Origin of the sequence: Stieleria neptunia (genome assembly GCF_007754155.1) — a bacterium.
GTDB lineage: Bacteria > Planctomycetota > Planctomycetia > Pirellulales > Pirellulaceae > Stieleria > Stieleria neptunia.
Genome location: NZ_CP037423.1, coordinates 107,179 through 119,475, shown reverse-complemented (window position 1 = coordinate 119,475; position 12,297 = coordinate 107,179). Strand labels below are relative to the sequence as shown.

The window sequence follows — 12,297 nt, the reverse complement described above, 5'->3', positions numbered from 1 at the left end:
CGGGCGTCACGGTGCGCGGCGGCCGAGAAAGCCAGCCGATCACAGCAAAAATCGTTCACTCGCGTTGGCAACCAAGATCAAACGGTTGCCCTCTCACCCACTCGGGTTGGCGCTTCTGCCAAGATTTTTAGGATGGCGGCGTCGGAGAGGGTTTCCCAGATGGCGTATCCGAACACAAACGTTTCCCGGCAACGCGGACAGCGAATTGTTTTCCCGATCAATGCGGCGTCGCCCCGCAACCGGTGCCCGTTTGGGCATTGGCACAGCATTCGTTCTTTTTTCCCGTCCATCACCTGACTCCCCGCGGAACACACCGTCACCGAAATGCACTCGATCGCATCGCGTTTGATCGCACCACAAGAGGAGAGACGCATGGGCGGCGGATTTATTTGGCCGAATTCAAAATTTTTCCGTTCCCACGTGCGTCGCCCCGTGCGACACGAGGTTTTTTGCCCCCTGGACCGGGACGTTGACCGGAATCAACAATCCCCTGGTCAGGCCATTACCTCTCGCTGATCCACCTACCGGCAAACCGCAATGAGTCGTCCCAATCAAAGAGTCGTGATCGTCGGGGGTGGGTTTGCCGGAATTGAGGCCGCCAAGCGATTGGGCAGGTGTGATTGCGTGGATGTCACCATCGTCGACAAAAGCAATCATCATGTCTTTCAACCCCTGCTGTACCAGGTCGCAATGGCAGGTCTGGATCCCTCGGACATCGCGTCACCGATTCGTTCGATCTTGTCGTCCTATCGCAACGTGCGCACCTTGCTGGCAAAGGTGACCGGAGTGGACGTCCAGCAGCGGTTGGTCTACAGCGACGCGGGAACGTTCGAGTTTGATTATCTGCTCGTCGCTTGTGGCGCCGTGCACAGCTATTTCGGCAATGACCAGTGGGAACCGCACGCACCGGGTTTGAAATCGCTGCCCCAAGCGACCGAAATTCGCCGTCGTGTGTTGCTGGCCTTTGAACAGGCCGAGCGGACCGATGATCCGGCGGAACGGGACCACTGGATGACGTTCGTGATCGTCGGCGGCGGTCCGACGGGTGTTGAATTGGCCGGGGCGATCGCCGAGATGGCTCGTTACACCCTCAAGCGTGACTTTCGATCGATCGACTCAAGTTCGGCGCGTGTCATTCTGGTCCAGGCAGGCGAGCGAATCTTGGAACAGTTCCCCGACGATCTGTCCGAGTACAGCAAGCAGGCGCTGGAAAGCATTGGTGTGGAAGTACGCCTGGGAGACCAGGTCACGGAGGTGACCGATCGCGGTGTTCAAATCGCTGATCATTTTTTGCAGGCCAGGACCGTGATTTGGGCGGCCGGCGTTCAGGCGAGTCCGCTGGGAGAATCTCTCGGCGTGCCGACCGATCGCAGCGGCCGCGTCATGGTCGAACCCGATTTATCGATCCCGGGCCATCCGAACGTCTTCGTCGCCGGCGACATGGCATCGGCCAAGGACGAAGACGGCAAGGGATTGCCCGGATTGGCGCCCGTTGCGATTCAACAAGGCCGCTACCTTGGCGAATTGATCAGCCGCCAGGCCCAATGCTACATGATCGACCGTCCCGCCCCCGAGCGCTCTCGATTCCATTACCTCGATAAAGGACAGATGGCGACGATCGGCCGACGCCGCGCGGTCGCACAGAGTGGTCGATTCAAACTGACCGGACGGTTGGCTTGGATGGCTTGGCTGTTGATCCACATCGCCTACTTGAATGGATTTCGCAATCGGACCTTCGTGTTCCTTTCCTGGGCGTGGTCGTACCTGACGTTCGCTCGCGGGGCACGCCTGATCGTGCCAAAAAACTGGCGGCTCACGAAAACCTCCGACCCGGCAAAGACACGGGCATAGGTCGCTGCTTCGCCCACTCGTTCCAAGGCTCCGCCTTGGAACGAGTGGACGGTGTGGCTCTGCCACACGCGGTTCACGCTCGGGAGGCGGGAGCCTCCGAGGCAGTGTGTTCCCAGGCGGAGCCCGGGTACAAGGGAGAAGCCTATACACCGACGATTGCGGACCTCTTTTCCGCTCTCGATTCGGCGGATCGTTTCAGGATTTCGCGATTCGGGCATCGATCTTGCACCTGCGCCCGCTGGTTCGGCGCGCTACCGTAGCGGATGACTTTACCCACGTCGCCGGAGCAGGCGGTCGTCCTGGTCACTCGGTTGGTGCACACTTCCGCAACGACCGTGACACCGTCGCACACCACGAGCGCCCGCGGTCCCTGTTCGGCGGGCGTCAAACAGTTGCCAGATTGGGCGAAACATTACGAAACAAGGAGAAGCGAATGGGATTTCGTGACGAATTGGACCAGGACACCGTTGGGAACCTTCCCCTGCGGGACGCAATCGTCGTGCAGCATGACACGACGGCCCTGGACGCGGTCAAATTGATGCGCGAAAAGTCACTCGGATGCGCGGTCATTGTCGACCCGGGCGGCACCCCGACGGGGCTGTTCAGCGAGCAGTCGCTCGTCGACATGCTTGCGCGCGACCTCTCGCTTGCCGATCATCCGGTGAGCGATTTTACCGACGCCGGTTTAATGGTGGTCCGATCGAGCGATCCGTTGTCGCGTGTTTGGGACGCGGTGGAGCGAGAGGGTCTGCGATTTGTTTTTGTGACCGACGACGAGGGCCGATTGATCGGCGTGACCGGACAACGTGGAATCGCGGAGTACCTCGCCGAGCGATTCCCGCAACAGGTCTTGGTGCAACGACTCGGCAATACACCCTGGATGCAGCAACGCGAAGGAGCCTAACACCGTGAACGGTACGCCCCCATCCGATCCCAACGATTTTGAAGATCCCCTCAGCAATTACGAACCGACGCAATACCGCAGCGAGTTGCATCGCGTGTTGGCCGAAGAGGCGATCGATGACATGCAATCGACGCCCAGTGCTCAGGTAACGGTCGACACCTCGATTCGCGGGGCGACGAAGATGCTGAGCGAATTGAAGGTATCCAGTTTGCTCGTCGTCAAAGGCGAGACGTTGGTCGGGATCTTCACCGCGCGTGACGTCTTGGAAAAGGTCGCGGAGAATTATGCTGAACTGGCCGATCAACCAGTCGGTGAAGTGATGTCAGCGGATCCGACGGTGGTTTATGAAACCGACCCGGTGGGGATGGCGTTGGCGGGGATCGCCGTTGCCGGACACCGCCACGTCCCCGTCTTGAAGGTCGACGGGTCGGTGCTGGGAATCGTCAGCCCGAAACGCGTTCTGCGTCATCTCAGTCCGTATTTGAATTGACCAACACGAATCCAACTTGTTAGCGGAACGGCGCGAGCCGTCCGGTCGCGCTTCAAAAACACCGTGAAAGACCGGAGGGCTTGCGCCCTGCCGCTAACATCAACGCGGAACGCGGTCGCGTTATGGCGTGGCGATGCAGTAAAGTTTCGAGGCGGTGCGGAAGTAGACGGCGGCGTCGGCGATCGCCGGTGTCGACCAAGTCATTTCGTCGATCTCGTTGGTGCCGAGCACGTTCAACTCATCGCCCGACGCCAACACATAGGTCGCTCCACTGGTGTCAACGCAGTACACTCGATCTGAATCGGTCCAAGGGGAAGACCAAAACGCTCGGGCTCGGGGCACGCGGGAGCGATACACGGTGCTGCCCGTCTCGGTATCGACACAGTGGATCACTCCGCTGCGTCGTTCCAGCAGGTACAGGTTTCCGTTGCAGTAGGCCGGCGACGCCATTTGAATGCCCGATCGCTCGATCTTCCAGGCCACATGCTCGGTTTGTGACCGGCCGGCGGGCGGGGTGATGTCGCCGCTGCCGCCCGGCTTGATCGCGAACAGGAATCCGCCGCCGTCGTCGGCACCACCCCGGTTGCGGTATTCCGTTCCGACGTACAGCCGATCGCCGACCGCCAAAGGGGTCGCCGAGCTGCGGCCTTTCTCCATGTCCAGTTCCCACAACAGTGTTCCCGTTTGGGGATCATATGATCGGTAGTGCATGCCGCCGACGATCAGCTCGTCGCGACGGCTGTTGCTCCAGAGGATCGGGGAGCTGTATTGTGATTTTTCCTGGCGATCGACGCGCCAGACTTCGTCACCGGTTTGGGCGTCGATCGCGACCAGAAACGATTGCTGTTCGTTGTCCACCTGCAGAAACAGTTTGTCGTCGAACAAGACCGGCGAGCTGGACGTTCCCCAACCGGCGCGCATCGGGTAGCTGCCCAGGTCCTTCTCCCAAACCTTGTTGCCTGCCATGTCAAAACAGTACAGCCCGGTCATGCCGAAGTAGGCGTAGACGTGCCGGCCATCGGTCGCGGGTGTTTCGGTGGCATAGGTGTTCGAGCTGTGCCGCCCCATCGTCGGTCGGCCCTCGCGGGCGGTTTGTCGCCAAATCTCTTTCCCGGTTGTGGCGTCAAGACAGATCACCTGCCAGCGATACGTCACGCCGGTCAAGTCGTCACGGCGACTGCCCCCGCCACCGCTGTATTTCTCCGGTCCGGTGGATGCGGATTCGGTCACGGGAACGGCGGCGGTCAAGAAAACTTGATTCCCCCACACCACCGGACAGGACCAGCCCTCGCCGGGGACTTCAACCGACCAGCGGACGTTGTCCGTTTCGCTCCAGCGTTGGGGGTGCTGCGTGCGGGCGATCCCGTCCATCTGGTCCCCCCGAAACTGCGACCACCGGTCGGCCGCCGCGTGGTTGCCAAGGGTGGCCGCCGTCAAGATCGTCAGGCAGCCGATTACGAGTTTCGTCGCAGGTATCATGTTTGAGCCCATTCCACTTTCCATTCCGACTACGGTTTTGGTGCAAGCACCTGCAAGTGTAGAGCATCGTCCAGGCCATGGTCCCCTGTGGTGTCCAATTCTAAAAGGTGCATGCAAACTTTAAAATGTGCATGCTCCATCTCGTTTGAGGGGCTCTTTCGGTATGGTGAGGGCCCGTAGGCTCGCGCCAAACGGCTCACTGATTCGCGTCGCCATGGTCTCAATATTTTCGACGGAGCCCCCCATGCTAAATCCTGCCAAAAGCCTTGCGTGGGTCGTCCCGCTGGCGGTGACGATGACATGGGTGATCGGTCGCGAACCGGAACCCGACGCGCTGCCGCCTTCGAGCCTCAAATCCGACGAGGAGATTTTGTTTTATCCGAGCTACGGGCGATTTGACGAACAGGATCAGGTGTGGCGGTTTGAGGTGCACGGCAAGGTGTTCGAACCCGAAGACGGCTCGTTCAAACGGAGGTTGCTGATTGCGGCGTTAAAACGCTCGGTGCGTGGCAAGGTCGAGATCGACAAGGACGCGTTTCGGGAAGATCGAATCCGACCATTCTTGGTGGACAATGAACGCGGCAAATCGGTCACCATCGACGTCATCGGTACGCAATTCGCCGCGGGCGTCTCAGGGCCGAATGGCCATTTTCATCGTTCCTTGACGTCCGACGCCGCCGCCTTGGGCCTCGGCGGGGAACCGATCGGCGGACAGCGAAATCGCGTCTTGACCGTCAAAGCGGTTCTGCCCGCCCGTGATTCCAGGTCCTTTGACGGACGCATTCATTTGATCGCCCCGCGCGGTGTTTCGGTGATCTCCGACATCGACGATACGATCAAGCACTCACAGGTGACCAGCAAGTCTGAATTGCTGAAAAACACGTTCACGCGAGCCTTTCGAGCGGTGGAGGGCATGCCCGAACTGTACGCGGATTTGGCTGACACGGGCGTTGCGTTTCACTATGTCTCGGGCAGCCCTTGGCAACTGTATCAGCCGTTGGCGGCGTTCTTTTCTGAACAGGGATTTCCAAGCGGCACCTTTCACCTGAAGCACTTTCGATTGACCGATTCCAGTGGACTCGGATTGCTCTCCTCCCAGCGGGAAACGAAACTCGCCGCAATCGTGCCGCTGTTGACTTCGTTTCCCGATCGCCGATTCATTCTGCTCGGCGACAGCGGAGAACACGACCCGGAAATTTACGGTCAACTGGCGCGTGATTACCCCGACCAGATCGCCGGCATCTTCATCCGCAATGTGACGTCGGCCGATCCGACCGACGGGCGATTTCAGACCGCATTGACGGGTGTACCGAGCGATCGCTGGATCTTGTTTCAGGACGTGGCGCAGATCAAGCAGCGCGTCGCTGACCTGGCACGGTAACGTCTCTCGATCACGCGTCCCGCCACGTTGACCTCGGTCGTGATATACTTCAACGGGCCCTGTTCCGATGGGCCGGACCGCAACCGAGTAATCGACGACAGAGGCAGATCAATGGCAATGACATGTCCGCGCGATGGATCAAGCTTGGCGAGCGAAACCTATGAAGGCGATGTCGTCGTGGATCGCTGCCCGACGTGCCGGGGAATTTGGCTTGACGCGGGCGAACTCAAGACGATTCAAGAGACGATCGAGCGAGATTACTCGAATCAGCTAAGACAGATCAATGTGGTCGCGCGTGCCTACGAGCTGGCTCGACAAAAGTCTCGGCCGGAGATTCGCTGTCCGAAGTGCCAGGGCGCCCTGGAACCGCGCGAATACGCGTACTGTTCGCAAATTCTGATCGATCGTTGCTCCGGGTGCGGCGGGGTATGGCTTGACGAGGGCGAACTGGCGGCATTGGAACAGTTCTTTGAACAAGCCGCTGCCGAAGAAAAGGACGCGTTGGAAGCCGAAACTCGGGTGAAGCAATCACCTCTGCAACGCGGCTTTCTAGCCAGCTTGTGGAAGCACCTTGGGTGAAGCGTCGTCTGATCCGAATGCGATCCAACGGACCGCATCCGCTTGCATGTTCGAGCCCGAGTGGCGTCTGTCGCCGGTGATCGTGTGGCACAGTTCTTGCATCGCCCCACCCCGGTTCACCCTGCCGTCTTGATCGGCGACCCGCGCTGCCGCATCAGCGGACGGGGTGCCCGCCAATGCCAGGGATTCGTTGTTGCAACCTTCTTCAGCGATGACGCAAGCGCAATCAAACGGGGATTCGATGTTCGATCAAAAGGACGCGGTCTTTTTATCACCAAGGGCCGTTCAACGCCCGAGTCGATCTTCCGTTTGTGTTAGATTCTCCCTTAATCTTGGCGCTGAGCATTCTCCTGCTTTCAGTCCATCACTCGACGTCGTACGCGCACGTTCGGGATCCGAGCTTGTCAAAAAGGAACACACACCATGCTGGATTTCATTGTTCTGTTCACAGGTAGCGTGATGACGGCTGCTCTGTTTCGGGCGTGCTCCCGCGACACACCTTTCCGCACGCTTTTCCGCACACTTTCGATTGTTCTGGCGATCTCGTTGGCGTGCTGTCCGATGACGGCGTTGGCGTTGCAAGATGACGAAGCCTCCGCCGTGGAAACGGCAACCGCGTCGACAGACGAAGCACCGTCCGCAGAAGCACCATCCGCGGAAGCAGGGCCGGCCGATGACGCGAATCCCGAATCAACCTCCATGACACCCGCCGTGAACGTCGAGGGTCCCTCCGGTGCCGGCATCCCATGGATCTCCTACTTGATTCCCTTGCTCGGTGTGGCCGGTCTCGTCTTCACCTATTGGAAAACCACCTGGGTCTCGAAACAGGAAGTCGGCGGCGAAAAGATGGCACGCATTGCGGCCAACATTTCCGAAGGTGCGATGTCGTTCTTGAAGGCGGAGTACTCGATCCTGGCGGTGTTCGTGATCGGGGTGGCCATCTTGTTGGGATACGCCGGCAGCACCCAAGGCGAATCTTCGTCACCGTTGGTCGCGCTCTCGTTTGCCTCCGGGGCGATCTGTTCGGCCTTGGCGGGATTCATCGGCATGACGGTGGCCACCAAAGCCAACGTGCGGACGACCAACGCGGCAAAGACCAGCCTCGGAACCGCCCTGGAAGTCGCCTTTGCCGGCGGCAGCGTGATGGGCATGGGCGTGGTCGGGCTGGGCGTGCTGGGTTTGAGCATCTTGTTTGTCGTTTACGCCGGCATGTTTGGTCTGGATACCCAAGCCAGCCTGACCCGCGTCATCACGGTGCTGACGGGATTCTCCTTCGGTGCGTCCTCGATCGCGTTGTTTGCCCGGGTCGGCGGTGGGATTTACACCAAAGCCGCCGACGTCGGTGCGGACTTGGTCGGCAAGGTCGAAGCGGGGATTCCCGAAGACCATCCGTTGAACCCGGCCACGATCGCGGACAACGTCGGCGACAATGTCGGTGACGTGGCCGGCATGGGTGCGGACCTGTTCGAATCCTACGTCGGTTCGATCATCGGCACGATGGTGTTGGGCGGTGCGTTTTTCACCGTCTTCAATGCCGGGGGGCTGGATGATTTTGGCGGGCTGTCGGCTGTCTTGTTACCGCTCGTCCTGGCCGGCGTCGGGATCCTGACTTCGATCGCCGGGACATTTTTCGTCAAAGTCAAAGAAGGCGGCAATCCACATCACGCGCTCAATTACGGAGAATTCGGCTCGGCGGCAATCCTCCTGTTGCTGACCTATGTGATCATCAAATTCATGCTGCCGGCCACCTGGACCGTTGGCGAAGGGGCCGAAGCGTTTGTTTACACCAGCAGCGGCGTGTTCTTCGCCATTCTGTTTGGTCTGGCCGCGGGTTTGGGGATCGGAAAGATCACGGAGTATTACACCGGCACGGGCACGGGCCCGGTCACGTCGATCGTGCGTCAGTCGGTCACCGGACCGGCGACGACCATCATCTCCGGATTGGGTGTGGGCATGATCTCGACCGCGATTCCGATCCTGATCATCGCCGCCGCCATCATCGGTGCGTATTCGATGGCCGGTCTGTACGGGATCGCGATCGCTGCGGTCGGCATGCTGTCCAACACCGGTATCCAATTGGCCGTCGACGCCTACGGCCCGATCTCGGACAACGCCGGTGGGATCGCGGAAATGGCAGAACTGCCCGCCGAGGTTCGGGGCCGCACCGATAAACTGGACGCGGTCGGCAACACCACCGCGGCGATCGGCAAGGGATTCGCAATCGGCTCGGCTGCACTGACCGCGTTGGCCCTGTTCGCCGCCTTCATCACCGCGTACAACGCGTCGCACCTCGAAACGCCGATCGTCGCGATCAGCATTACCAACCCGTTCGTCATGGCGTCGCTGTTCGTCGGGGGGATGTTGCCGTTCCTGTTCTCGGCGCTGTCGATGAATGCCGTCGGTCGTGCCGCGATGCGGATGATCGAAGAGGTTCGCCGACAATTCAAGGACATCCCTGAATTGAAGGCGGCTTTGAAAGTCATGAATGACAACGACGGGAAAGCATTCGAAGACTGGTCACAGGCCGACCAGGAAACGTTCCAAGCAGCCGATGGCAAGGCGGAATATGGCAAGTGCGTCGCGATCTCCACACGGGCTTCGATTCGCGAAATGATCGTTCCCGGTTTGGTCGCCGTGCTGGTCCCCGTCGGTTTCGGTTTCTTGCCCAAGCTGGCCGGTCTGCCGGGCAATACCAACGCCCTGATGCTGGGCGGGTTGCTCGCCGGAGTGACCGTCAGCGGCGTCTTGATGGCGCTGTTCCAATCTAACGCCGGCGGCGCCTGGGACAACGCCAAGAAGATGATCGAAGAAGGTTACGAAGTGAACGGCCAGATGTTGGTCAAGGGAAGCGAAGCCCACAAGGCAGCCGTCGTCGGTGACACCGTCGGCGACCCCTTCAAAGACACCTCAGGTCCTTCGCTCAACATCCTGCTGAAACTGATGAGCGTGGTCGCTCTGGTGATCGCCTCGCTGATCTGAGCGTTTCTCCGGGTACGATGGCCCTTCCGGGCCGTCGTCCGCGGGATTCAGTACGATGGCCTAGAAAGGACGTCGTACAACGTCCCCACCTCGTTCCAAGGCTCTGCCTTGGAACGCAGTGTCGAGAAGGCTCTGCCTTGCCGGTCCGCCGGCGGGGGACGTCGACTGTCTAAGTGGCGGAGTTGATCGTAGCAGAAGTCGCCAAGATTTTCGCAGCGCCGGCCCTCTCTGGCGTTTGCTTGCTGCGCAAACGCCGTCTCTCCCAGAGGGAGAGAATCTAAATCGCTTGCCAAATCCTGGAGTCAAAGAACCGACGTCCCGAGCTGGCGTTCAATTGCGTTCCCAGGCGGAGCCCTACGGCGCGAACGATTTGTTTCCTGTGTTTTAGGAGGTGTTAGCGGCAGGGCGCAAGCGGGCTGTCTGTTTCATGAGCCGCGACGCGTAAGCGGCCGGGCATCCTGGCGCCCGCCCGAGGCCTTACGGCCAGCGGCTCACCATTGCCTCGACCAATTCCACTCAATCGACAGCCGCGAGCTCTCCAGTTCCTTGTTATTACCAACACACCGGAGGGCTCGGCCCTGCCGCTAACAAATCGTTCACGGCGTAGGCGGAGCCCAGGAACACGAGAACACGTGACCGACTGTTGGATGATCAGCCGCTGGGCCAATACCGGGCAATCTTCTTGCGCAGAAAATCAGCGCTGCGACGCAATTGATCGATCCCATCGACGCCGTCTTCGATGCTGATCCAGCTGTCGAATCCCTTGCCGGCTAGTTCGCTGAAGATCGCATCGTAGTCGTTCAATCCCTTGCCGATTTCGCCATGGCTGAGGCGTTTGGCGTAGCCGACCGCCCCGCCTTCTTCACGGCGCAAATCCTCCAGCGTTCCCTCCAACAAGTAGCGGTCGCTGGCGTGCATCGTGACGACGCGATCGGAAACGCGCTTGAGCAATTCGATCGGATCGTCGCCGGCCAGAAACGCGTTGCTGGGATCGTAGTTGACCCCGAAATTGGGATGGTCGATCGCGGCGACCAGATCACAAAAGACGTTCATCGCCTGGGCGAACTCGGGGTATTCCCAAAAGTCGTCCTTGTAGTGGTTTTCCAGAATCAACGTGATGCCACGCTCTTGGGCGAGCGGCAGACAGGCACCGATGCTGTCCGCGGCCAGCCGAACGCCCTGGTCCACGGTCAGCTCCGGCCGGCGCTGGCCGCTGAGCACGCGACAGTAATTTCCGCCGAGCGCATGCGTCATCTCGATCCAGCGTTTTTGTTTCGCGATCTCGGCGTCACGAAAGGCGGCGTCGGGGTGCGTGAAGTCGGGTGAACAGCAAAGCATGGGAATGGTCATGCCCAGGTCTTCAACCTGTTTGCGCAGCACGGGCCAATTCGCGGGGTCGGCCATCTCCAGAAAACCGGCGTAAAACTCCAGGCCGTCGATGTCCAACGTGGTCGCCAGCTCGAACCACTCGACCAGCTTCATCGAGCCGTCTTTGCAAAGCGCCTGCATGTAGGCTTTGGGGAACGCAGCAAGTTTCGGCATGATGATTCTCAAACGGGTTTCAAAACAGATTTGACGACTTCGCCTCGGTGCATCTTTTCAAACGCTTCGTGCCACTGATCGATCGGCCAGACGCCGCCGATGATCGGTTGGACGTCCAATTGACCGCTGGTCAGCAACGCCAGCACCCGTTCCCAAATCGGCCAGTTGTGACTGAAGCTGCCTTGCAGCGTGACGTTTTTTTGAACCAACGGATCCAGATTAAAGCCGAGCGGCTGCGGCCCCCAGCCGACCTTGCTGATCCAACCGGCCGGTCGAACCACATCGATCGCAATCTTCAACGTCGCACTGGCGCCGGCCGCATCGATCACTCCGTCGCAACCCAGGCCGTCGCGCTGGCGTGCCCAACCGCTCGCATCGCCGACGATGCCTTCGCACCCGTAATGCTGTTGGGCGATCTCCAGCCGCCGTCGATCCGATTCCAAACCGACCAGGGCGACTTCTGCACCGCACAGGCGAGCCATCGCGGCGCACAGGATACCGATCGTTCCCGGCCCCAGCACGATGACCCGATCGCCCGGTTCGATCCGAGCGTTTCGAACGACGGCGTTGTAGGCCACACAGCAGGGTTCGGTCAAACAAGCGTGTTCAAACGCCAAGCGATCCGGCACGTTGTGCAGGATCCGGGCGGGGACGCGAACATACTTCGTCATCGCGCCATCGACACCGTACCCAAACCCTTTGCGGGACGGATCCAGATTGTACAAACCGCGACGGGTCATCGGGTTTTGCTGGTCGATGATCGCCGCGGTTTCGCTGACGACGCGATCCCCTTCTTTCCATCCCTGGACCGCCGATCCGATTTCGGCAATGTGCCCGCCGAATTCATGTCCCAGCACGACCGGATAGTTGACCGGCCAGGAATGATTGGCGGTCCATTGGTGCAGATCGCTGCCGCAGACGCCGACGTTGGCGACTTCCAACAAGACATCTTCGGGGCCGATCGACGGTCGATCGATCTCCCTCAGCTCGACCGATTCCGGTTCGGGGGCAAAGTTGACGACGGCGGCTGATTTCATGGTTTGTCTTTTCTGAAGTGGGAGTCGCTTCCAGGCGATTGGGACCGAGAGGACG

Annotated in this window: 9 protein-coding genes; 6 read left to right on the top strand and 3 right to left on the bottom strand. The window is 60.0% G+C overall.

Features of this window, described 5'->3' with window-relative positions; all coding sequences use genetic code 11:
* Positions 1-537 precede the first annotated feature (537 nt).
* From Enr13x_RS00445 to Enr13x_RS00435, 3 genes are all read left to right on the top strand, one after another.
* Positions 538-1,851 (top strand): NAD(P)/FAD-dependent oxidoreductase, encoded by a 1,314-nt coding sequence (locus Enr13x_RS00445; protein ID WP_145384132.1) that lies wholly within the window; start codon positions 538-540, stop codon positions 1,849-1,851.
* Between the two features lie 433 nt (positions 1,852-2,284).
* Entirely contained in the window at positions 2,285-2,755 is a 471-nt protein-coding gene (locus tag Enr13x_RS00440) for a CBS domain-containing protein (RefSeq protein WP_145384131.1), read from the top strand.
* Positions 2,756-2,759: 4 nt separating this feature from the next.
* Positions 2,760-3,245 carry a CBS domain-containing protein gene (locus tag Enr13x_RS00435; protein ID WP_145384130.1) on the top strand — a complete coding sequence of 162 codons (486 nt, stop codon included), beginning with the start codon at positions 2,760-2,762 and terminating at the stop codon, positions 3,243-3,245.
* 120 nt (positions 3,246-3,365) lie between these two features.
* On the opposite strand, the gene Enr13x_RS00430 is transcribed toward Enr13x_RS00435, so the two are convergent.
* Positions 3,366-4,724 carry an outer membrane protein assembly factor BamB family protein gene (locus tag Enr13x_RS00430; protein ID WP_231744019.1) on the bottom strand — a complete coding sequence of 453 codons (1,359 nt, stop codon included), beginning with the start codon at positions 4,722-4,724 and terminating at the stop codon, positions 3,366-3,368.
* A gap of 244 nt (positions 4,725-4,968) precedes the next feature.
* Between Enr13x_RS00430 and Enr13x_RS00425 the strand changes: the two genes are divergently transcribed.
* The 3 genes from Enr13x_RS00425 (at position 4,969) to Enr13x_RS00415 (ending at position 9,663) form a co-directional block, all read left to right on the top strand.
* A complete protein-coding gene (locus tag Enr13x_RS00425; RefSeq protein WP_197455673.1) occupies positions 4,969-6,105 on the top strand; it encodes a phosphatidate phosphatase App1 family protein in 1,137 nt (378 codons plus the stop codon).
* A 111-nt stretch (positions 6,106-6,216) separates the two neighbouring features.
* Positions 6,217-6,684 (top strand): TFIIB-type zinc ribbon-containing protein, encoded by a 468-nt coding sequence (locus tag Enr13x_RS00420; protein ID WP_145384127.1) that lies wholly within the window; start codon positions 6,217-6,219, stop codon positions 6,682-6,684.
* Positions 6,685-7,107: 423 nt separating this feature from the next.
* Positions 7,108-9,663, top strand: a complete 2,556-nt coding sequence (locus Enr13x_RS00415) for a sodium-translocating pyrophosphatase (RefSeq protein ID WP_197455672.1) — start codon at positions 7,108-7,110, stop codon at positions 9,661-9,663.
* Positions 9,664-10,314: 651 nt separating this feature from the next.
* On the opposite strand, the gene Enr13x_RS00410 is transcribed toward Enr13x_RS00415, so the two are convergent.
* Complete coding sequence (locus Enr13x_RS00410; RefSeq protein WP_145384126.1) at positions 10,315-11,205, bottom strand: sugar phosphate isomerase/epimerase family protein; 891 nt, start codon at positions 11,203-11,205, stop codon at positions 10,315-10,317.
* Between the two features lie 8 nt (positions 11,206-11,213).
* Entirely contained in the window at positions 11,214-12,242 is a 1,029-nt protein-coding gene (locus tag Enr13x_RS00405; protein ID WP_145384125.1) for a zinc-binding dehydrogenase, read from the bottom strand.
* Positions 12,243-12,297 lie beyond the last annotated feature (55 nt).

Bases quoted from the DNA above. Each gene is read 5' to 3' on its own strand.
- Enr13x_RS00415 (WP_197455672.1), top strand. From the start codon at position 7,108: ATGCTGGATTTCATTGTTCTGTTCACAGGTAGCGTGATGACGGCTGCT.
- Enr13x_RS00420 (WP_145384127.1), top strand. From the start codon at position 6,217: ATGGCAATGACATGTCCGCGCGATGGATCAAGCTTGGCGAGCGAAACC.
- Enr13x_RS00405 (WP_145384125.1), bottom strand. From the start codon at position 12,242: ATGAAATCAGCCGCCGTCGTCAACTTTGCCCCCGAACCGGAATCGGTC.
- Enr13x_RS00410 (WP_145384126.1), bottom strand. From the start codon at position 11,205: ATGCCGAAACTTGCTGCGTTCCCCAAAGCCTACATGCAGGCGCTTTGC.
- Enr13x_RS00430 (WP_231744019.1), bottom strand. From the start codon at position 4,724: ATGATACCTGCGACGAAACTCGTAATCGGCTGCCTGACGATCTTGACG.
- Enr13x_RS00425 (WP_197455673.1), top strand. From the start codon at position 4,969: ATGCTAAATCCTGCCAAAAGCCTTGCGTGGGTCGTCCCGCTGGCGGTG.
- Enr13x_RS00440 (WP_145384131.1), top strand. From the start codon at position 2,285: ATGGGATTTCGTGACGAATTGGACCAGGACACCGTTGGGAACCTTCCC.
- Enr13x_RS00445 (WP_145384132.1), top strand. From the start codon at position 538: ATGAGTCGTCCCAATCAAAGAGTCGTGATCGTCGGGGGTGGGTTTGCC.